The sequence below is a fragment of the Solibacillus cecembensis genome, assembly GCF_050272495.1.
GTDB classification, from domain to species: Bacteria; Bacillota; Bacilli; order Bacillales_A; family Planococcaceae; genus Solibacillus; species Solibacillus cecembensis.
Genome location: NZ_JBNNMF010000002.1, coordinates 294,593 through 317,331, shown reverse-complemented (window position 1 = coordinate 317,331; position 22,739 = coordinate 294,593). Strand labels below are relative to the sequence as shown.

Sequence of the window (22,739 nt, the reverse complement as noted above, 5' to 3'; positions counted from 1 at the left end):
TATTTATTTTTTAGGAAGTTATTTTTATGAATATATAACGGGACGCTTTATACCAACGATGAAGCAGTTCACGTATTTTTTATAGGAGGGGAAAAAATGAAAAAATCAAAAATACACCTCCAGCTCTTTCTTATGTTTATTGTGGCAACAGCTGTTATTATGATTTTTACACAAGGTAGTCGTTATTTTGGAAAAACGTATTATGAAACGAACTCATTTGATAGTGAAACATATGATTTTATGGAGGGGCTATCGAAGTATGTATTAAATCCGTTGACCGAAGAAGATAAAAGCGAAATTTTAACGATAACGGAAGAGGAAATTGATTATTATCGCACGTATTACGGTACATTACCAGAACAAATTCAAAATATTAAAGATCAATATGAGTTGGATGCAGATGGGGATCAAGACGCGGAAGTGACTGCGGAAATCGAAAAAGAGCGGGATGCTAAAATTGCAGATATTCGCAAAAATTTTGTAGATGATGAACATGTCAAAGCGAAAATCTTAAAAGCAAAAGAAAAATCGTTAAAAAACGTGTTAGCGAATTATGAGCAAAATAAACAGGAATTTTTAAGAAGTTACAATTATTACTCCTATAATATTACGAATGAAGAAACAGGTGAGGTTTTTAGTAAAGGTAATGTAAAGGATGCAGCGGCGTATCAGTTCAATATCGACCGTGCAAACCGCTATATCCCAACATCGACATACCAAATTAATCTATATGATAATGATGATGTCGGATTAAAGAATAGCTCGTTTGAAATAAATAAGGATAATTCTCATTTTTACGGGGAAATAACGATATCTAATTCACTTTTATCGAATATGGATTTCGGAAAAAATATTGAAGCATTTAATATAACGAAATATAGTTATTACGTTTTAATGATTTTAGGTTTTCTAAGCTTTGTATTATTAATGACACAACTGGAACCTACGAAGAAACAGTTTTTAATTCAGTCGAAAGCATATGACTTCTTTGACAAACTTCCACTTGATATTGTACTCGTTATCATTGGCGTTATCGGTGGATTTACAAGTATCTTTATAAGCGGCGGTGTCATTAGTTCGATTCATACGATTGCTTATTATCGTGAAGGAATATATAACATTTATGCGTTTGAGTTTATGACTTCTTTAGTACTTGGCTACATTGGTTTTATCATGACAATTTATTTATTTATGTGGACTTGGAACCGAGTGACGAATATTACGGCAATGGATCAAATTTGGGAGAAGACCTTCCTTTCGAAACTTGTACATGCTGCAATCGGTATGTTTAGTAATCGTACAATCGGTATTCAGTCACTTATCCTGCTGGTGGTTGTATATCTTGGCGGATTTGGTTTAGCGGTAGTATTTATGAGTAATTCCTTTGGTGTCTTGCTCTTTTACATGTTCTTGTTTGTCATGTTCTTAATTCCAGCGTTGTTTATTTTTATGCGCTATATGAGTTACTTAAATAGCATTATGAGCCATACAAAAGATATGGCACAAGGGCGTTTGACGAATGATTTAAAAGTGAGAGGGAAGTCCCCACTTGCTCAGCACGCCGAACATTTAAATGGTTTGCGTGAAGGCGTTCGTAGTAGTGTAACGGAACAGGCGAAAAGCGAGCGTTTGAAAACAGAATTAATTACGAATGTGAGTCATGATTTACGCACGCCGCTAACATCGATTATTACGTATACCGATTTATTGAAAAATCCGGATATTACAGAAGAAGAGCGTGCGAAATATATAGCGATTTTAGATGCGAAATCAGCGCGTTTGAAAACATTGATTGAAGATTTATTTGAAGTATCAAAAATGGCGAGTGGTAACATTGAAATTACGAAGCAGCGTGTTGATTTAGTACAGCTGTTACAACAAGCTGTAGGTGAACATGAAGAGGATTTTGCCACGGCGAATATTGATTTACGTGTCAACATCTCTGAGCAACTGATCTTTGCCTATGTTGATGGCCAAAAATGGTGGCGTGTCATTGATAATTTAATTATTAATGCCCGCAAATATTCACTCGAAGGTACACGTGTATATGTTAACTTAAAAACGGTGAATGGTGAGGCAGAATTAACAGTGAAAAATGTGGCAAAGTATGAATTAAATGAAGATGCCACAGAGTTAGTTGAGCGTTTCAAACGTGCGGATACATCTCGTAATACAGATGGCTCTGGACTCGGTCTTGCGATTGCGCAGTCGATTGTTGATTTACATGGTGGTCATTTGGATATTGCCATTGATGGTGACTTATTTAAAGTGACGGTGTCTGTAAGAGCAGATAAATAAACGAAAGCTACCACATGATGAAGAAGTCATGTGATAGCTTTTTTTTTACGTGGCGTAATAGATAGTCAATAAAATGAACATAATGAAGTGCAAATATAGTAAAATTACATTCTAATAGTAGTAAAGCTTGAAAGGAGTGTCTCACAGTTGAAATTTTTTTATGCAGGACTCGCCATTGCTATTTATAGTGTGATAACGTTTTATATTGGTTGGAATGTAAAAGCGTTGTTACAGTCGTTCCATCTTTATCGCTGGCCGATTGTTTTTTGGCTCATATTATATTTAGTGGCATTTGGCTTTATAATAGGAAGGTTTCATGAGATTCTTTCGCCATTTAGTATTATCGGAAGCTATTGGATGTTTATTTTGCAATATGGCCTTGTGTTATGCATACTTGCTAATGTGCTTGTAAAATGGACGCCACTTTCCACGAAGATTGTCGGGATGGGAGCGGTTGTAACATTATTAGTTTTATTTATAATAGGTACATACAATGCTTATTCGCCAGTTGTGCGCTATTTGACGATTGAGGTCGACAAGCCTGGGGAAGATATGCGGGTTGTGATGGCATCGGACTTCCATTTAGGGGCACTGTCGCATAAAGGGCATTTACAAAAATTTGTTGATTTATCGAATGCGCAAATGCCCGATGTTGTGCTACTTGCGGGGGACATTGTGGATGATTCTCCGCGCCGCTTTTTAAAGAACGGTATGGGCGATGTGATGAAACAGCTTGAGTCGACATATGGTGTTTATGGAATCCTTGGCAACCATGAATATTACGGCAAAGAAATACCGGAGTTTAAAAAGGCGATGAAAGATGCGCATGTGCAAATTTTAATGGATGAAACCATTTTAATAAATAATCGTTTTTATTTAACAGGGCGTGAAGATATTACGCATAAAAAACGATTGTCACTGGAAACTTTAAAACCGGAAAATGAACAGTTGCCATGGTTTGTCATGAACCATACGCCGAATGATTTAGATGAGCCTGCAGTGCTTGGTGTGGATTTTCATGTTTCGGGACATACACATAGAGGGCAAATGTGGCCGAATCACCTCATTACACAACGAATATTTGAACTGGATTATGGTCATTTAGCGAAGGAAAAAATGCACGCACTCGTTTCAAGCGGTTATGGATTTTGGGGACCACCGACACGAATTGGCAGTCGCTCTGAATTATGGGTAGTTGATGTAAAGTTTAAGGAAATTAAGTAGAATAAAGGAGCAAAAAGATTATGGAATGGATTGAATTACTAAAGGCACTCATCCTTGGATTTGTTGAAGGGATGACCGAATTTGCGCCAGTATCATCTACGGGACATATGATTATTGTCGATGATATGTGGTTGCAAACGAAAGAATTTTTAGGGTCAGGATCAGCGAATACGTTTAAAATTGTGATTCAGCTTGGTTCGATTTTAGCGGTTGTCGTTGTCATGTGGAAACGTATGCTTAGCTTAATTGGTCTTTATAAAATGGAAGGCCAAAAATCGTCACGCTTTAATTTAGGGCATGTCGTAATTGGTATTATTCCAGCGGGTATATTTGGTGTATTATTTGAAGATTTTATTGATGAAAATTTATTTAGAATTGAAACGGTTATTGTCGGCTTAATTATCGGTGCGATATTCATGATTATTGCGGACAAATTTGGACCGAAAAGACCTGGCATTACATCATTAGATGATATATCTTATGCGAAAGCGTTAAAAATTGGGTTTATTCAATGTTTATCATTATGGCCAGGATTTTCACGCTCAGGTGCAACGATTTCTGGTGGGGTAATGCTTGGGTTAGATCATAAAACAGCGGCAGACTTTACATTTATTATGGCCGTTCCTATTATGGCTGGGGCAAGTGGCTTGTCATTAATAAAAAACTGGGATCAAATTAATATGGACCATTTAGGATTTTATGCAGTTGGATTTATTAGTGCCTTTGTATTTGCATTAATTTCGATTAAGTTCTTCTTAAAGTTAATCGCAAAAGTAAAACTAACACCATTTGCGATTTACCGACTTGTACTTGCAGCTGTATTAATTTTCATATTAGCCGTATAAATAATAAAAAACGTCAAATTCTTTGGAATTTGGCGTTTTTTGTTGTTAGTGTGATAAAGTTCACTGTCATATCCAATAAGTTCTCCTATATTAAAATTAATATGGAAAATAACGGGAGAGAATTGAGGTGGAAAAGTATGTTTTCTTTGAGAAAAAAATATCGAAATATGGAGATATCAGAGGATATTAGCAAAGTAGGTATATTTATTAATGATCTGGATTGGTTAGTACAAGTGGAAATTATTGATTTATCTGCAGTGGATTTAAAATTAATTCGCAGTGTGAAGCCTATTATTGAAGTGAATATTCGAGATATTGTAGAGGCATTTTATAGTGCCGTTGAGAGTATCCCACGATTCGTTAATATTATTAATCAACACAGTTCATCTGAACGATTACGTCAAACAATGAGTCATCATGTGTTAGAAATGTTTGAAGGGCGTATCGACCAATCATTTCTAGAAAAGCGCCGACGAGTAGCACTAATGCATGTGCGAATTGGATTGACGACAAAAGGGTATTTGGCAGCTTTTCAAAAGTTAGAAAGTGCATTACAAAAAGTTATTTTTAATGCCAATTTTTCACCAGAAGATACCGCAAAAATAGTGGAGGCTATCGGTAAGATTTGTAACTTTGAGCAACAGCTTGTTTTAGAGGAGTATGAAAAAGTTTCAGCAGGTTTACTTGAGGAAAAACAACAACAAGTTAAGCAAGAGGTAAAAACGATTGTAGGGGATATTTCAAAGGATTTAGAACAGCAATCCGGCAACACGAGTAATATTGTTTTAGGTTTAATTGATAATACGCAAACGGTGGATCATTTTGTGCATCACAGTATTGAAAGAGCAATCAAAACGAAGCACGCATCACAAGAAGGTTATCAGCAAATGGCACTGCTAGGTAAGCAAACAAGTGAAATTAATGAAAAGACGGTAGAAATGGCGGCGATGGTGGAGGCGCTAGATTCTTCATCAGCTAAAATTTATGCCGTTATTGAAATGGTCAAACGAATTGCGGGACAAACGAATTTACTTGCTTTGAACTCAGCAATAGAGGCAGCACGCGCAGGAGAACATGGAAAAGGATTTGCGGTTGTTGCAGATGAGGTACGCAAGTTAGCTGATCAGACGAAAACTTCAGTGGAGCAAATCGCAGGACTCATTGCAGTTTCTGGAACAGTCACGACAAATGTTGTTGAATCAATTCACCAAATTCAACGGCTTGTTCAAACGGGTTTGGAACAAAATGAGCACTCCTTAGCAACATTTGAGAAAATTACGCATGCAGTCGATACGACGATTGGAGATTTTCAAAATGTTGGTGAGCAAGTACGTGATTTAAATGTCGTCGTTGAAAAAATTGGCGAATCTACAAAATCCCTTGAATCTGCAGCAGGTATGCTAGAGGAAATTATTCACTCGTTTTAGTAAGGTGATTTGTGCGCGGTGCAGAAGTTTAGATTACCAAGATTCATTCAAAAACGAAGGCCGATTTTCTATACTAATAGAGAATCGGCCTTTGTTTTTATTTATTTAACAGATTAAATAATCCGCCAATACCGCCTTCATCGGAGCCTCTTCCGCCGCCACCTTGAGTGACTGGGGCTGCTGCAAAGACGCGACTTGCTAAGCGGCTGAATGGTAGGGATTGTACCCAAACCGTACCTGGACCAGAAAGTGTCGCAAAGAATAAACCTTCGCCGCCAAATAAGGCTGTTTTTACACCGCTCACCATTTGAATATCATAGTTTACATCTTGTGTCATCGCGACTAAACATCCTGTATCAATTTTCAATGTTTCACCTGGTTGTAATCGACGTTCATAAATCGTGCCGCCTGCATGAACGAATGCCATGCCGTCTCCTTCAAGCTTTTGCATGATGAAACCTTCCCCACCGAAGAAACCTGCACCTAATTTACGTTGGAATTCTATGCCCACAGATACCCCTTTTGCCGCTGCTAAAAAAGCATCCTTTTGACAAATAATTTTGCCACCCATTCGACTTAAATCCATTGGAATAATTTTACCTGGGTACGGTGCTGCAAAATATACTTTACGTTTGCCCATGCCTGAGTTAGTAAAGGTAGTCATGAATAAGCTTTCGCCTGTAATAAGACGTTTTCCTGCACCCATTAATTTACCCATTAAGCCTGAACCTTGATTATTTGAACCGTCACCAAAAATCGTTTCCATTTGAATATTGTCTTCCATCATCATTAAACTTCCCGCTTCCGCAACAACCGTTTCGTGCGGGTCTAGTTCAACCTCTACAAATTGCATGTCGTCACCATGTAGCTTGAAATCGATTTCGTGATTTTTCATTAGTGAAACCCTCCTATTTTTTGAAAATGCATTGTTGAGTATATGTACGTTTTAATTGGGAAAGAAGTTTCAATTAAAACGAGATTATTTTAGTAGCCGCCAAAAAAATATCTTCATTTAGTCGATGTTTAGGCAGTGAATGAATGAAGAATGAAATAAAAGTAAAGAAAAAAGGGTTTAAAGGAGATAATATCGAATAAATAAAGGTAAAATGATTTTCTTTGATTGGAGTGGGAGAATATGAAGCTTTTAAATTTTATCGGTGGGAATTGGGTAGAAGAAGCAGTTTTACAAAGAATACCTGTGATTAATCCAGCAAATGGTGAAGAGCTTGCAACACTACCATTATCTACAAAGGTGGAAGTCGATTTTGCTGTACGTGAAGCAAAAACAGCACAAAAAGCATGGGCACAAATACCAGCGCCAAAGCGTGCACAATATTTATATGACATTGCATTTAAATTAAAAGACAAGAAAGAACATCTTGCGCAAACATTGACGCTTGAGATGGGAAAAGTGATAGAAGAGGCAAGAGGTGAGGTGCAAGAAGGCATTGATATGGCACTTTATATGGCGGCAGAAGGAAGACGTCTATTCGGGGAAACGGTCCCTTCTGAATTGCCGGATAAATTTGCGATGAGCGTGCGTTCTCCCATTGGTGTTGCGGGACTTATCACACCATGGAATTTCCCGATTGCCATTGCGACGTGGAAAGCCTTCCCGGCACTGATTGCAGGCAATACGGTCGTGTGGAAACCATCGAATGAAACGCCAATGATGGCCTATGAACTGGCGAAGATTTTTGAAGAAATTGATTTGCCAAAAGGTGTCGTGAATGTTGTATTTGGCTCTGGACCTACTGTTGGAACAGCAATGATTGAGCATCCAGAAATTCGGGTAATATCATTTACGGGCTCAACGGCAACAGGAAGCAAAGTAGCGGAACTCGGGGGCAAGCATTTAAAAAAGGTATCGCTTGAAATGGGTGGGAAAAATGCGGTCATTGTCATGGATGATGCAGATCTTGAACTTGCGGTAGAAGGAATTTTATGGAGTGCGTTTGGAACAGCGGGACAGCGTTGTACAGCATGCAGTCGAGTTATTGTGCATCGTGATGTGAAGGAGCAGTTGGAAGAAAAGCTCATTCAAGAAACGAAAAAACTGACGATTGGAGATGGTCTAGATCCATCTGTTAAAATCGGTCCGGTAATTAATAAGGCGGCACTCGAAAAAATTAATCATTATGTTCAAATTGGTAAGGAACAAGGGGCAAGTTTACTAATTGGCGGGCAAATTTTAAATACAGGGGCTTATGAAAAAGGTTTTTACTTTGAGCCAACAATTTTTTCGAATGTACAATCAGATAGCATTTTAGCGCAAGAGGAAATTTTCGGACCTGTTATTAGTATCATTGAAGTTGCCAGCTTAGAAGAAGCAATTGAAGTAAATAATAGTGTGAAATTCGGTCTATCAAGTTCTATTTTCTCGCAAGATATTAATAAAGTGTTTAAGGCACAGCAACTTTTAGATACAGGAATTGTTTACGTTAATGCAGGGACAACAGGTGCAGAAATTCATTTACCATTTGGTGGTACGAAGGGAACAGGGAACGGACATCGTGATTCAGGCCAGGCAGCACTTGATGTGTATACGGAATGGAAAAGTATTTACGTTGACTATAGTGGGAAATTACAACGAGCTCAAATCGACAATAACGAATGATCCGCGTATCCCGTTTACTTCTTTCAGAGGGAACGTGTTCATACAATAGAATTACTTAAATACAAACAAACGAAGGGGATGTTTACATGAAAGTAGTTGTATTAGGTGCAGGTTTAATGGGGAAAGAAATAGCGCGTGATTTAGTAGCAAGTGAGCAAGTTGAAAAAGTATTTTTAGCGGATGTTTCGGTAGATCCGGCAAATGAATTTGTCGCGACATTAAATACAAATAAAGTAGAAGTTGTTCAGTTGGATGCAGATTGTGATGACGATTTACGTAAGGTCATTTCAAAGGGGCAAGTCGTAATTAATGCCTTATTCTATACATTTAATGAACGTGTGGCACGCGCGGCAATTGATGTGGAGGTACATTCTGTTGATTTAGGTGGTCATATTGGTGGAGTGACGGAAAAAATCTTGGCGCTTAATGAGGATGCGGTGAAAAAGGGCGTTACAGTTATTCCAGATTTAGGTGTTGCACCAGGCATGATTAATATTTTGACAGGGTATGGGGCTTCAAAATTAGATTCAGTGGATTCGATTAAATTATTTGTTGGAGGGATTCCGACAGAGCCGAAGCCACCGTTGAATTATACACGTGTATTCTCGCTGGATGGGGTATTTGACCATTATACGGAGCCGTCAAAAGTTATTTCAAAAGGGATTTTATCAGAAGTGGAGTCTTTAACAGGTATTGAACCAATTTACTTTGATGAATTTGGCGTGCTTGAGGCATTTTATACGTCGGGTGGAATTTCGACGTTGCACCATACGTTTCCAGGTGTAAAAACGCTTGAATACAAAACAATCCGATATAAAGGGCATGCAGAGAAATTTAAGTTATTTGCTGATTTAGGCTTCCTTGATAAAACGAATACGGTTACTGCTGGCGGGAATGAGGTCAGCGTCCGTGAAGTAACGCGAGAAGTAATGAAGAAAGAATTAGAATTAGGCAAAGAAGCGGATGCTGTATTGCTGCGCGTCATTATTTCAGGTGAACGATCAGAGGAGCAAATTACGTATGAATATGAAATGATTGTACGTAAAGATTTAGAGAAAAATGTAACGGCAATGGCGCGTTCAACAGCCAATACGATTTCAGTAGTCGCGCAAATGATTGGGAATGGACTCATTACAGATCGTGGTGTATTTGCACCAGAAACGGTCGTACCAGGTCGTGAATTTATTGAAGAAATGGCAAAGCGCGGTGTCATAATTAAAGAAACATCACACCGTTCATCAATGATTGTGAAATGGTAGTAGGGGTGGCTATGAGTCGTGCTTTGCTGTGTCTCAGGTGCTTAACCAGCCTACACAAGCCAATATTTTATTAGAATACGTAACATTGAAGAGTTAGAATCTTTTGTTGAACTTATATAGCGGAAAACTTCTAAACAAATCAGTGACGAATTGTTTAGAAGTTTTTTATTTTGCAATAAAATAAAATAATTCAGAAAAAGGTGAAACGAATTGCAAAATAGTAAGTCTAATTGGGTAAAAGGTGAAATAGGGAGGAAATTTTGATGAAGAAAAGTAAAAGATATAGTTTCGGAATGATTGTGATGCTCGTTTCGGTCATAGTATGTAGCTTTATGTTATTTGATAAAAAGAATGAAGCATATGCATCCACTATTGTGCAAACGGGTGAACCGTATTTCATTTCGTTTAATCAAGCGCTTACTGTGGAAAGTCTGTCAGATGGCAATATTTCGATTGTTGATCAACAAGGAAAAGCAGTGGAGGCCAAACTTCATTTAGATGCAGCTGCTAAAGTATTGACAATAGAAGGATTAGCGGTAGGGAATTATACGATTCATGTAAAAAAAGCAGCATTTAAAAAAGGAAAGATACTGCAAAAAGATAATAAATTTGATTTACAAGTAGTGAACAAGATTACGAAAATCACATCAGAACAAGATTTGAAAGCTTATTTCTCAACCTTTTTAATGGTTGATGAATATCCGGTAGCTCTGGAAAGTGAGAGCAAAGAAAAAAGTGAAATGTCATCGGATGTTGCGATGGATAGCATGAGTGGAAACGACGCGGATCGTTCAACAACAAATAATCAGGTAGAAGGCATTGAAGAAGGCGATATCGCGATTACGGACGGGCAGTATATTTATTCCATAGTCGACAATCGAGTTATGATTACGGATGCCAAAAATATGAAAGTTGTAAAAAAGCTAATTGTTAGCAAGGATGCTTATCCATCACATTTAATGCTGCATGAAAATACGCTAATTGTAGCTTATTCAACGTATATTGAAACGGGTAAAGAACCGTATTATGATACGAAATCTGTTGCAAAAGTGGCATTTTACGATGTAAAGGATGCTAAAAACCCAACGCTTATTCGTGAAATTGGTCAAGACGGAAATTTAACGAATTTACGAAAAGCGGGGAACTATTTGTATGTCGTTTCAAATCAAACACCGAATTATTGGATGTTGCGTGAAGCCGAGGATATGGATTTACTTCCGTATACGTATGATTCAAATGGGGTAGATCAAGCATTACCATTTGGTAAAATACGCATGCTGCCAGAAAGCAACACACCAAATTATTTAATCGTTTCAGCAATTGATGTGAGTAATATTGCTTCTGCTAACTTGAATACAGAAAGCTATTTAGGGAATAGTGGACAGCTGTATATGTCACAAAATGCGATTTACATGGCGTCTATGAATTACAACCATATGCCGATTATGCGCAGTGATGCTGAAGTGACATCAGAAATTTCGATGCCAGCTGAGGTGAATGAAACGACGATTTATAAAATTGCTGTAGATAAAACAGCGATACGTATGGCAGCGCAAGGAAAAGTAAAAGGTTCCGTATTAAATCAGTTTTCAATGGATGAACATAATGGCTATTTCCGTATTGCAACGACTGAGGGCAATACATGGGGAACAGCAGCCAATTCTAAAAATCATCTATTCATTTTAGATCCTGCGTTAAAGCAAGTCGGTGCGGTCAATGACTTAGCACATGGAGAACGCATTTATTCAGCTCGTTTCATGGGGGATAAGGCGTATATCGTGACATTTAAAGAAACGGATCCGCTCTTCGTCATTGATACGAAAAATCCAAAAGCACCAAAAGTATTAGGTGAGTTGAAAATACCTGGATTTAGCAATTATTTGCATCCAATCGGGGAAAATCATTTACTAGGTATCGGTTATGATACAGAAGTGAAGATGGAGCCGGGTTCTAAGGAGCCAATGGTTTTAACGAAAGGGATGAAATTAAGCTTGTTCAATGTAACGGATTTAGCGAATCCAATTGAGCAAGATGCAGTCATTATTGGTGGGCGTGGTACCTACTCGGAAGTGCAACATGATCATAAGGCGCTATTTAGAGATGCGCGCAACAATTATTACGGCTTCCCAATTACAATTTATGAGCCAGGTGATGATGAAGACCGCTTGATATATAAAGGTACGGGCGCACAAATTTATAAAGTAACGACAGCAGGAATTGAACTTGCCGGGGATTTAACGGAGCCAGCAAGACCAGGTGAGCAATACGAAGATTCATATAATGTCGTTCAAAGAATTTTATATACAGATGATACATTGTATACAGTATCACGCACAAAAATTACGAGCTACGAGATGAGTACATTTAACAAGCAACAAATGATTGGTTTTTAATTAGTTGTTCTGAAATAAAAAATTCCGCTTTTGATGACATGCATCGAAAGTGGAATTTTTTAATAGACTAGTGTAAATGATTTATTTATGGTAATTCAATATTTCTGTAACGGTAAGAAACTCGTAACCTTCATTTTGTAAGTAGACAAGGACCGCTTCTAACCCATCTGCTGTAGATTGATGGATATCGTGCATTAAAATAATCGAATTATTATGGATAGTTTTTTGGATGATTGGTAACAGACTGCTCGCATTACGGTGTTTCCAGTCCAGTGTATCAATCGTCCAATTCACAGAAGTTCGAGGCAACAACGCTTTAATCGAATCATTCGTAGCACCATATGGCGGACGGAAAACGGTAGAGTACTGACCAATTGCGTTGAAAATCGCTTGTTCTGTCGATTCGAACTCTTTCGTCACTTCGGCTGCTGAAAGTTTTGTTAACACAGGGTGACTCCAAGAATGGTTGCCGATTTCATGACCAGCATCACGTATTTCACCTACTAAGCTAGGATAATACTGCACGCGGCTACCGAGCATGAAAAACGTTGCCTTAGCATCATACTTCTCAAGTAAAGTTAAAATTTGTTTTGTTACTTTCGGATGTGGACCATCATCAAATGTCAATGCAACATGTTTTTTAGAAGGATCTAAATCAACCTTTGGAATAATCGTTTCTTCTGACTCCATTGCAATTTGGAAGTCTGAAGCAAGTAACGGATTAATGAAGGATAGTGGCATTTCAAATGTCAGTAATCCAGCAGAAGGGTCTGCTATTTCGCCTTCATCAAAATAAATAACGAGTGATTCTTCTTTTAATGCAAAACGGCTAAATGATGACCATTCTGGCTTCGTTGCAAGCATTAGTTTATCTTGTGAAATTTTCCCTTTAAGTTTCGGGTCTTTTAAAATTTCGGATTGAATATGTGATGAAAATGTCTCTAGGCTTTTTAAATCTTCATTGAGTAATGCAACGATATCAATGACCTGGCCTGTTTTACTGTCGATTAAAAACGTTTTTACTTTGGAATGGTGTTCGAGATTGTTTAAAGTTACTTTATTTGTTAAAACAAAGGAATAATAGTGTTCATATTGATAAGTATCTAATCGTATATTGAGTTCGCCCATATGTTTTTTTAAATCTTTTTGAAGTCGCATCATGCTTATGTAATAATCTTTAGAATCATCGATATAAGTAGTAATTGCCTCATTTAATGCCTCGAATGTAGTCAATGGGTATTGAATCGCAAATGGCATTTTTTCATCATTGGAGATGTCGGTAATAATTTTTACACCAGGAAATGAGGATTCTTCCTCTGAAATGTCAGAAGTAATCTCATTGGAAGCAGCATTTTTACCCTTTGAAAATAAGGATTTTTCATTTAAATTTGTTAAAAAAACAATGGCTCCACCTAATGCGAAAATCGCACCGATAAGTAGGAGATCAATCCAAGGTCCACGTTTTTTTCTAGGTTTGTTTTTCATGATGTATGCGCCCCTTTCTCTGAAAAACATCCATAAAAGTTGAAAGTAAAAAAAAGTTGTCTTTTTTACTATGCTTCAAGTAATATGAGCTAAGAAGTTGAAGGAGGTTCCCGACGCAATGAAATATGAACAGAATGAAATGGCGATTGATTGTTTTTTATTAGCAGGTCGCATCATGATGGAAAGTGGCGCAGAAACGTATCGAGTACAAGATACGATGCTTAGAATGGCTCGTTCGCAAAATATGATGGATACACAAAGTTATGTAACGCCAACTGGTATTATTTTTTCACTGGGGAGAACGCAACCTACACGAATTACATCGATTTCAACAAGAATTACAGATTTACATCGGATTGTGCTTGTGAATAATGTATCTCGAAAGCTTACATCTCAAATGATAACATTAGAGCGAGCTTATGACGAGTTAAAGCTTATAGAAAAAACGAATTATTTTTTACCAATTTTACTACAAGTTTTAGCCGCTAGTATTGCGAGTAGCTGCTTCTTGTTTCTATATAAAGGAATGCTTACAGATATCCCGACAGCTTTTGTGGCAGGGGGTATTGGTTTATATATTGTAACAATTATTCACAAAATGACGCGTGTTAAATTTTTCTCGGAATTTTTAGCGGCAGTAAGCGTCGGAGTGGTTGCCTCACTATCTGTCCATTATGGTTTTGGTACAGAAGTGGATAAAATTATTATTGGGTCTGTTATGCCACTAGTCCCTGGTTTACTAATTACCAACGCTGTACGAGATTTAATGGCAGGGCATTTTATTGCAGGGATGGCAAAGGGAGCAGAGGCCTTTTTGACGGCATTTGCGATTGGTTCGGGCATTGCACTTGTACTATCCTTTTAACTTGATTCAGGAGGCTGTTCAACTATGGGTACGATTATTTTACAAGTTTTGTTTAGCTTTGTTGCGACAGCTTGCTTCGGTGTCATCTTTAATGCGCCAACGAAGGTAATTCCTGCCTGTGGATTTGTCGGGGCAGTTGGTTGGACTGTTTATTATTTAGTGACAGATATGGGCTTAGATGATGTTCGGTCCTCTTTTATTGGTGCTTTTGTCGTTGCTCTCGTTGCCCATTTCTTTTCGCGTAAATTTCGCATGCCGATGATTATTTTTAGTGTTTCAGGAATTATTCCGTTAGTACCAGGCGGCATTGCGTATAATGCGATGCGTAATTTCATGGAGTTCGACTATGTTATGGGGTTACAAAATGGAATTCGTGTATTTATGATTTCAGGGGCGATTGCGATGGGACTTGTATTTGCAGAAGTTATTGTGCAAATGTTACTCGGTATAATGAGTAAAGGGAAAACATCCATTCAATCTTTTATGAAGGTGAGAAAATAAAGCTCGTCAAGTATTGGGAAACCTTACTTGACGAGCTTTTTGTTATTTTATGAGGTTAGGAATTTCCTTATTCATCACAGGCTTACTAATATAATAACCTTGAACTACATCACAGCCATAGCTTTCTAACAGTAGTTGCTGATCTTCAGTTTCTACACCTTCTGCAATGATCGTTAAATTCATTGATTTTCCTAATTGGACCATCCCATGAACGAGCTGGCGTGATTTATCTGATTTTAATAGTGTATTTGTAAATGTTTTGTCAATTTTTAATATAGAAATCGGTAATAGCTGCATATAGCGGAACGATGCGTAGCCTGTACCAAAATCGTCTAAAGCAAAGACGATGCCTTCATTTTCTAATACCCGCATTTGTTTAATGATACCCATCTCAGCTTCTGCTTCAAGTGCAAACTTCTCCGTTATTTCGATTTGCAATAAATTTGCGGGGCATCCTGTGCGTTCAAGTGTTTCTAAAATCGATTTGGCCATATTTTTATCGCGGAACTCGAGGACAGAGGAGTTGATACCGACTGTGATTGGAAGGCCATCATTTTTCCATGCGACTGCCTGTTCACATGCTTTTTCAAGCATGAATGAACCGATATTATTAATTAAGCCCGTTTCTTCCGCAATAGGAATTAACTCATCAGGAGAAACAACCCCGATTTCCTCATCATCCCAACGGACAAGCGCCTCAACCGCTGTGATTTTTTTTGACTTTAAATCTAGTTGTGGCTGATAAAGTACTTGTAAATTCTTTTGATCAAGCGCAAGCAATAAACGTTTCTCAACAATGGATTTACGGTTTAATGCTTTGTGTGTTGCATTGGATAATGACAGAATATTATCTCCACCTGCTGCACGAACATTTGTAATGGTCGCAAGGGAAGCTTTCATAATTTGAGCAAATGTCGATTGATCTTCAGGGAATCGTGTAATACCACCGCTAATAGAAACGGGAATGGCTACACTGCCATTGTAAATAGGGTGCTGCTGTAAATAACTTAAAAAACCATGTGTAAACCATTCAGGTAATGGCGTAATGACAACGAAGTCATTTTCGTTAATGCGCGCCATTGTGCTGTCTTGGAAGTACATTTTCATGCGTTTTGTGAACTCTAAAATGAGCGAATCCCCGGCAAAATCACCATGTAAACCTTTAATTGTATAAAACTTATCAATGCTTAAATAGACGAATGAAAAATGACGATCTTCCTCAATCATTTGCTTAATAATTTGTTCAAGTCGATGTATGTTAATCATCCCTGTTTCAGGGTCAATATAAGCAATTTTCTCCAATCGATTTTGCATCATCTTTTCATTTGTAATATCGCGTTCAATAAAGAAAAAACGATTGTCGATTGAATTTTGGCTAATCATCGGAATTGCTGTTAAGTGAACCCAATATGGTTGCTCATCCTTTGTAATTTTTTGGACCTCACCTTGCCAAATGTTGCCGTTTTGAAGGGTTTTCCAAATGTGTTGCACTTCTTTCACGCTTTCATCATCTGACGGGAAGAGCTGCCAAAAGGTTTTTCCAAGTACGCGCTTCGGTGTCCAATGACTTGTCGTTAAAAAATGCGGGTTTGTATGTACAATAAAACCTTCATTATCAAGCGTTACAGTCATAAATGAATTTTGAATACCGTTTTTTAAGTCGATTAAATGTTGTTGTTCGTCATTCATTAAACGAATGGAGTCAGTCGGGATACAAAGCATGTGAATAACTTGCTGTTGTTGATAATTCATAGGTTTTGTATACATCGTTGAAGAGATGGGTTTATTGTTATTAATGGCTAATTCAACATTGTGATAACACAAAGGCTGGGTGCTTTCTAAAATCGTTGCTAATAGCTCTTTAGTAAGTGTTGGGAGTAATGTGTCAGCGATTGGTTGAAGATTTAATTCTTCTAGATCTGTTGTGGCATATGGATAATCGCCAAAATGACCTTCTAGCAATAGCCCGTCTAGTGATACAAGAAAGGAAGGAAATGGAGTAACTGGTGAAAGTTCAATGCGTGTTGGAAAAGTTTGCTCTTTTGTCATATGTTTGGCCTCCTTATTTCATAAAAAGTTACTATAATTATAAGTAGAAATACAGTCATAAGTCATCGTTATAGTTAACGGATATATCTAGAAAATCCTGTAAGTAGGCTTAATAGTCTATTTTGATTTTTAAGCAATGAGGAAAATACTAAACGTTTCAAAATGTAATTATAGTTCAATTTATATGTGAAATCAATTGGCAAAATGTATATTAATAAATACATAGATACATAGACTTAATGATTGGATAAAGATTTGTGAATTTTAAAAGTTCGATTACATAAGTTATTTAGAGGACATATACCCAATTAAGTTAAAAGTTAAATATTGATGTCCTGTTTTTTTGAAAATTTCCAGGTGAAGAGAAACATCAGTAGTTGCGAATCCGCAGTAGCTCTACTAGAATAAGGACATCTGATGTATAGAGAAGTGGAGTAGGAAAAATGAATTTATCGGCAATTACAGTATCGTTTCCTTTAGATGAAGAAACGTACGAAGAAATCCAAGTGTTATGTAAAACATGTAGTCATATTGATGGGCAAATATATCAGCAAGTGATGAATTTACCTGTTGCGAAAAGTTATGAGATGAAAGGTTTTTATGTGCTTGTGTACGACGATGAAAAAAATGAATTGGTTGGTGCAGGGACAGCGATTGATTTGATGGGGTTAAATACGTATGAATGGTCGATGATTGTTGCGCCGATGTATCGTCAGCTCGGTATTGGCCGTGCGATTTTAAATGTTCTGCATGAGGGAATGGAGACACGCGGTAGTGATGGTGAGCTTGCATTAATGGTGGAAGGTGCCCATTTTGGTCGTGAATTTTTACAAAAAAACAACTACATGTATAGTTTTTCAGAAGCGACGTTAGAAGCGAAGGCGGAAGTTTTACAAGATGCACCAAGTTTGATTATACGTCCATTTGTGCAACAAGATACTGAGGAAATTGTGACAATTTTGATGTCAACATTTGGTGATATGCGTGAAGAATCATTAGATTTAATCGACTTTAATTCAACGACTGAAGGTTTGGTCATGTGGACTGTCGAGCATGACGAGGTGACTATAGGTACAATCACGACTCGTAAAGAAGGGGAAGTGCAGTGGATTACAGCATTCGCGGTTGCACCAGCTATGCAAGGTCGTGGAATGGGTACGCAAATATTACAATGGGTAAAGGACTATGCGATTCGAAACGGGGAAAAAAGGGTGCTGCTCGATGTTGAGATTGAAAATGCGAGTGCGCTACGTGTTTACGAAAAAGCAGGCTTTATGAAATCGATTCAGATGGATTATTTTGTTTTAGTGTAAGCATTCACTAACAGTAAAAATAGGTTGTATAATAAAAGACCTATTTTGGATGATTTATAAAATTTAATATTGAATAGCTATTAAGAAAGAAGATGGTATGAATTTAAACTCATGCCATCTTTTTGTTTGCATTTTTTCCAAGGAAGGAGACGCGAATCTTGATACATTATTTTGACGTTCGCATCGGAACTCTTAGCTGGAACACGATCAAATAGCAATTCTCCTTGTGTAATTTCTTCTAAATTTGCTACTAAACGTAGTAATGTGCTTTTCCCAATAACAGCAACAAACTCACCCTTTTTAAATGTAGTTGTAATGTCATGAAGGATTTCTTATTTGCCAAATGATTTTTGGAGATTTTGGATATCAATTTGAATCGGTTCATATTATCATCGTTTCGTCTAAAGTGAAAATCAATGGCAGAAATACGTTCAAAATGGGCAGACATCGTAAAACTACTCATTTTCAGTCGAAATTGATAAAAAAAATCAAGTTGGATGGGTATTACAAATCAAAAATGTTAAAAAGTGTTGTCTTCTGTAAATTTAATACATATAATCACAATAACAAACTAAACAGAGTGTATTACTATGAATTGGAGGTCGGATATGAATATTCAGCAATTATTTGAAAAAGTAGATTTAGAATACACTCAAGTCGTTGATTGGCGTAGAGAGCTGCATGCGCATCCGGAAATTTCATTTGAAGAATATAAAACGAGTGATTTTATTGCGGAACGCTTGGAGAGTTTTGGTTATAAGGTAAAACGTAATGTTGGAGGGACAGGGTTAATTGCACGTTTAGATGGTAAACAAGAAGGACCCCATATTGCTTTTCGAGCTGATTTTGATGCACTTCCAATTGAAGATTTAAAAGATGTATCTTATAAGTCGCAGAATAATGGATTATCTCATGCATGTGGTCATGATGGTCATACGGCGTCATTATTAGGAACTGCAAAAATACTAGCAGAAATAAAACAACATATTAAAGGTGCCATCACATTTATTTTCCAACATGCAGAAGAGAAACCTCCTGGTGGAGCTAAAGAAATGATTGCTCAAAATATTTTAAAAGACGTGGATTATGTATTTGCAGCACATCTAGACTCTAGTCAACCAGTAGGACAAATAGCAGTTGGAGCTGGATATCAAATGGCAGCCGTAGATTATTTCCGTATTGATATACAAGGAAAAGGTGGTCACGGAGCGAAACCCCATGAAACGAAAGATGCGCTAATAATTGGAGCAGAACTTGTGGGGAGTTTACAGAAAATTGTTAGCCGCGCAATAGATCCTTTGCAATCAGCAGTTGTAACGGTTGGGCAGTTCCATGCAGGTAGTGCATTTAATGTTATCGCGAATACAGCAATGATTGAGGGGACAGTGCGTACGTATAAAGAGGAAATACGCCAATTAATCCGAGAGAAAATCGAAAAAATAGCAACAGGAATCACGTCTGCATTTGATGCTACTTATGAACTTGATTATTTATTTGGTTATCCGGCTTTATATAATTCAGAACTCGAAACAGATCGAGTGGAGCAAATTTTAAAGAATACGATTGGGGAAGAAGCTATTGTTCCTCAAGTACCATCAATGGGAGCAGAAGATTTTGCTTACTTTTTATTAGAAAAACCAGGTACGTATATAAAAGTTGGTTCCGCTAATGAAAATCCAACTACTCAATTTTCACATCATCATGGCTCATTCGATATCGACGAACGAGCGTTGAGTTATATACAAAAAGCTTATTTAAGTATCGCCTATGACTATGTTTTCAAGTAAATCAACAGGCAGCTAAATAATAGTAGGAAGTGAACAGATGATTGAATTTCAAAATGTCACAAAAGAATTCCATCAAAAAAATAAAGTTATTCGAGCCTTAAATGGAGTTTCTTTAACAATAGAGAAAGGCGATATTTTCGGCGTTATTGGTTACAGTGGGGCAGGAAAAAGCACGCTATTAAGATTAGTAAACGCTTTAGAAAAGCCAACGACTGGCAAAGTTTTAGTGGATGGAAAAGACATACACACCTTAAATAGTCAGGAGTTAGTAAAAGCGAAGAAGAAAATAAGTATCATTTTTCAACACTTTAATTTATTAGAGTCTAAAACGGTATTTGATAATGTCGCCTTACCACTTTTACTTAATAATAAAAATAAGGTTGATATCGAAAAAAAGGTAACGGAATTACTAGCTTTTGTTGGGTTAGAAGATAAAGCAAATAGTTATCCATATCAGCTATCAGGTGGTCAAAAGCAACGTGTCGGTATTGCAAGAGCACTAGTCATCAACCCTGAAATTTTACTTTGTGACGAAGCAACTTCTGCATTAGATCCGAAAACAACAGCGTCAATTTTAGAGTTACTTGGGCGAGTCAATAAAGAATTTAATATTACGATTTTGATGATTACTCACGAAATGGAAGTCATTCGAGCTCTTTGTAATAAAGTAGCTGTAATGGAGTATTCAAAAGTAATAGAATCAGGAAATGTAATTGATGTTTTTGGAAAGCCACAACATAAAACGACACAAGGATTCGTAAAAACAGTCATTCCAGATGAATTACCAGAATCAATTATTACACAACTATATAAACAAGGTCGTGTTGATAAAATACTAAGATTAAAATTTGTTGGTGATAGCGCAACACAACCATTATTAAATCAAATCTCTAAACAGTTCAATGTAGTATTTACCATTATTTTTGCGACAGTAACAGAATTACAAGGTCAAACGCTCGGTGTTATTACTGTAGCATTTGAAGGGGATGCTTCTGAAATTGAGAAAATGCAACAATTCATTGGCGAGAGAAATGTTTTGGTAGAGGAAGTGATTGTATGAAGAATGTGCCGCCAGAATTATTAACAGAAGCATTAGTTGAAACGGTCTATATGGTATCTGTATCTCTTTTCATAGGAACAATACTTGGCCTACCATTAGCATTAATTTTAGTATTAACTCGCTCAGGTGGATTAAAAGAAAATAAAATAATCTTCTTCACATTTAATACAGTTGTTAATATTGTCCGGTCTTTACCGTTTATTATTTTATTAGTGGCAATTGTGCCCCTAACAAAATTAATTGTAGGTAAAACATATGGAACAGAGGCAGCTATTGTACCTCTTATTATTTATATAGCGCCATTTATTGCAAGGTTGGTAGAAAACTCATTACTAGAAGTGAATGAAGGGATAATTGAATTAGCAAAATCGTTAAGTGCTACAACATTCCAAACAATTCGTTATTTTTTAGTACCCGAAGCATTAGCCTCAATCGTTTTAACATTAACAACAGCTACAATCGGTTTAATCGGCGCAACAGCAATGGCAGGAACAGTTGGTGGAGGCGGTATTGGGAATTTAGCAATAGCATATGGCTACGAACGATTTAATACGGCTATTATTGTCGTAACTGTAGTTATTTTAATTATCATTGTGCAGATTATCCAAACGATAGGAAACCGATTAGCAAAAAAAATAAGACATGAATAGAAAGTAGGAATTAAAATGAAAAAGTAGTTACTTGTTTTAGCAGTATTTACGTTAACAATAATTTTAGTTGCATGTGGTGATGATGACGTAACAGAAGCAGATACATCAGAAAAGAAAGAACTTACAGTAGGGACATCTCCAGGACCCTATAGTGAACTATTCATCAACGCCATCCAACCAATTTTAGAAGACCAAGGTTATAAAATTGAAGCAGTAGATTTCACAGAATTACGTCAAGCAGACATTGCGTTAGCTGATGGCGGTGTAAATCTAAATGTGGATCAGCACACAGCATATATGGAGAACTTTAATAATGAAAGTGGTTCAACATTAACTGCATTAACACCAATCCCTACAGTACCAGCAGCGCTTTTCCCAGGAACTAAGAAAACACTAGACGAAGTAGCGAAAGGTGATGTTGTGGCAATTCCACAAGATCCATCGAATTCTGCACGCGCCTATGCTTTATTACAAAAAGCCGGCTGGATTAAAATAAAAGAAGGTGTAGAATTAATCAAAGCAACAGCAGCGGATATTGAAGGAAATAAATATGATTTAGAAATCGTGGAAATGGATTCAGCTCAAATCCCACGTACAATTGATGAGTTTGCTTATGCGGTTATCCCAGGAAGCATGGTATACGCTGCAGGTATAGATCCAAACTTAGCGATTTTACCAGAAGATGTATTGAAGAACTACGAACTTGTATTGGTCGTGGATAAGAAAAATGAAAATACACAATGGGCAAAAGATGTTACAGCCGCATATAAATCAGCTGAATTTAAAAAGTATTTGGAAGAGAATAACGATAGTGGCTATTGGTTTATTCCAGAAGAACTAAAATAATCTAGATTGAAAAGTAAATAGACGAATTTTCATAAATTTAACTCGTTCAATTGCTTTTTGAACGGGTTTTTCATAGTGTGCTCAACATGTTGCCTATGTGATTCTTTAAGAAAGTATCAA

18 protein-coding genes are annotated in these 22,739 nt (G+C 37.0%); 14 read left to right on the top strand and 4 right to left on the bottom strand.

Annotated features, from left to right (window positions below):
* Window positions 1–96: 96 nt before the first annotated feature.
* The 4 genes from ACQKIH_RS03230 to ACQKIH_RS03215 all read left to right on the top strand — a co-directional run bounded on the left by ACQKIH_RS03230 (window position 97) and on the right by ACQKIH_RS03215 (window position 5,794).
* Window positions 97–2,298, top strand: coding sequence for a HAMP domain-containing sensor histidine kinase (locus ACQKIH_RS03230; RefSeq protein WP_427763415.1), 2,202 nt, complete (start codon window positions 97–99; stop codon window positions 2,296–2,298).
* Between the two features lie 147 nt (window positions 2,299–2,445).
* Window positions 2,446–3,522 (top strand): metallophosphoesterase, encoded by a 1,077-nt coding sequence (locus tag ACQKIH_RS03225; protein WP_427763414.1) that lies wholly within the window; start codon window positions 2,446–2,448, stop codon window positions 3,520–3,522.
* A 20-nt stretch (window positions 3,523–3,542) separates the two neighbouring features.
* Window positions 3,543–4,367, top strand: coding sequence for an undecaprenyl-diphosphate phosphatase (locus ACQKIH_RS03220; RefSeq protein ID WP_057988041.1), 825 nt, complete (start codon window positions 3,543–3,545; stop codon window positions 4,365–4,367).
* 137 nt (window positions 4,368–4,504) lie between these two features.
* A complete protein-coding gene (locus ACQKIH_RS03215; RefSeq protein WP_427763413.1) occupies window positions 4,505–5,794 on the top strand; it encodes a protoglobin domain-containing protein in 1,290 nt (429 codons plus the stop codon).
* A 97-nt stretch (window positions 5,795–5,891) separates the two neighbouring features.
* Here ACQKIH_RS03215 and ACQKIH_RS03210 read toward each other — a convergent pair whose 3' ends face one another.
* A complete protein-coding gene (locus ACQKIH_RS03210) occupies window positions 5,892–6,689 on the bottom strand; it encodes a TIGR00266 family protein (protein ID WP_057988037.1) in 798 nt (265 codons plus the stop codon).
* Between the two features lie 240 nt (window positions 6,690–6,929).
* Between ACQKIH_RS03210 and ACQKIH_RS03205 the strand changes: the two genes are divergently transcribed.
* The 3 genes from ACQKIH_RS03205 (at window position 6,930) to ACQKIH_RS03195 (ending at window position 12,063) form a co-directional block, all read left to right on the top strand.
* Window positions 6,930–8,411: an aldehyde dehydrogenase family protein gene (locus ACQKIH_RS03205; RefSeq protein WP_427763412.1), complete on the top strand. Its 1,482-nt coding sequence runs from the start codon at window positions 6,930–6,932 to the stop codon at window positions 8,409–8,411.
* Between the two features lie 86 nt (window positions 8,412–8,497).
* Entirely contained in the window at window positions 8,498–9,670 is a 1,173-nt protein-coding gene (locus ACQKIH_RS03200; protein ID WP_427763411.1) for a saccharopine dehydrogenase family protein, read from the top strand.
* Between the two features lie 263 nt (window positions 9,671–9,933).
* The gene (locus ACQKIH_RS03195; RefSeq protein WP_427763409.1) at window positions 9,934–12,063 is read left to right on the top strand and encodes a beta-propeller domain-containing protein; all 2,130 of its coding nucleotides are present in this window, start codon (window positions 9,934–9,936) and stop codon (window positions 12,061–12,063) included.
* An 81-nt stretch (window positions 12,064–12,144) separates the two neighbouring features.
* Here ACQKIH_RS03195 and ACQKIH_RS03190 read toward each other — a convergent pair whose 3' ends face one another.
* Window positions 12,145–13,548 (bottom strand): polysaccharide deacetylase family protein, encoded by a 1,404-nt coding sequence (locus ACQKIH_RS03190; RefSeq protein ID WP_057988028.1) that lies wholly within the window; start codon window positions 13,546–13,548, stop codon window positions 12,145–12,147.
* 118 nt (window positions 13,549–13,666) lie between these two features.
* Here ACQKIH_RS03190 and ACQKIH_RS03185 point away from each other — a divergent pair, with 118 nt between their 5' ends.
* Window positions 13,667–14,413: a threonine/serine exporter family protein gene (locus ACQKIH_RS03185; RefSeq protein WP_427763408.1), complete on the top strand. Its 747-nt coding sequence runs from the start codon at window positions 13,667–13,669 to the stop codon at window positions 14,411–14,413.
* A 24-nt stretch (window positions 14,414–14,437) separates the two neighbouring features.
* Window positions 14,438–14,914: a threonine/serine exporter family protein gene (locus tag ACQKIH_RS03180; protein WP_427763407.1), complete on the top strand. Its 477-nt coding sequence runs from the start codon at window positions 14,438–14,440 to the stop codon at window positions 14,912–14,914.
* Window positions 14,915–14,956: 42 nt separating this feature from the next.
* Here the strand turns inward: ACQKIH_RS03180 and ACQKIH_RS03175 are convergent, their stop codons facing one another.
* Complete coding sequence (locus tag ACQKIH_RS03175) at window positions 14,957–16,963, bottom strand: EAL domain-containing protein (protein WP_427763406.1); 2,007 nt, start codon at window positions 16,961–16,963, stop codon at window positions 14,957–14,959.
* 443 nt (window positions 16,964–17,406) lie between these two features.
* On the opposite strand from ACQKIH_RS03175, the gene ACQKIH_RS03170 reads away from it, so the two are divergent.
* Window positions 17,407–18,276, top strand: a complete 870-nt coding sequence (locus tag ACQKIH_RS03170; protein ID WP_427763404.1) for a GNAT family N-acetyltransferase — start codon at window positions 17,407–17,409, stop codon at window positions 18,274–18,276.
* Between the two features lie 80 nt (window positions 18,277–18,356).
* Here ACQKIH_RS03170 and ACQKIH_RS03165 read toward each other — a convergent pair whose 3' ends face one another.
* On the bottom strand, window positions 18,357–18,593 hold the full coding sequence (locus ACQKIH_RS03165; RefSeq protein WP_427763436.1) for an ATP-binding cassette domain-containing protein: 237 nt from the start codon (window positions 18,591–18,593) through the stop codon (window positions 18,357–18,359).
* 291 nt (window positions 18,594–18,884) lie between these two features.
* Here ACQKIH_RS03165 and ACQKIH_RS03160 point away from each other — a divergent pair, with 291 nt between their 5' ends.
* The 4 genes from ACQKIH_RS03160 to ACQKIH_RS03145 are packed head-to-tail and all read left to right on the top strand — an operon-like array spanning window position 18,885 to window position 22,619.
* Window positions 18,885–20,063, top strand: coding sequence for a M20 metallopeptidase family protein (locus tag ACQKIH_RS03160; RefSeq protein WP_427763403.1), 1,179 nt, complete (start codon window positions 18,885–18,887; stop codon window positions 20,061–20,063).
* Between the two features lie 37 nt (window positions 20,064–20,100).
* Window positions 20,101–21,123 carry a methionine ABC transporter ATP-binding protein gene (locus ACQKIH_RS03155; RefSeq protein WP_427763402.1) on the top strand — a complete coding sequence of 341 codons (1,023 nt, stop codon included), beginning with the start codon at window positions 20,101–20,103 and terminating at the stop codon, window positions 21,121–21,123.
* Window positions 21,120–21,773, top strand: a complete 654-nt coding sequence (locus ACQKIH_RS03150; protein WP_427763400.1) for a methionine ABC transporter permease — start codon at window positions 21,120–21,122, stop codon at window positions 21,771–21,773. The genes ACQKIH_RS03155 and ACQKIH_RS03150 overlap by 4 nt, the downstream gene beginning before the upstream one ends.
* A 57-nt stretch (window positions 21,774–21,830) precedes the next feature.
* Window positions 21,831–22,619, top strand: a complete 789-nt coding sequence (locus tag ACQKIH_RS03145) for a MetQ/NlpA family ABC transporter substrate-binding protein (RefSeq protein WP_427763434.1) — start codon at window positions 21,831–21,833, stop codon at window positions 22,617–22,619.
* Window positions 22,620–22,739: the final 120 nt, after the last annotated feature.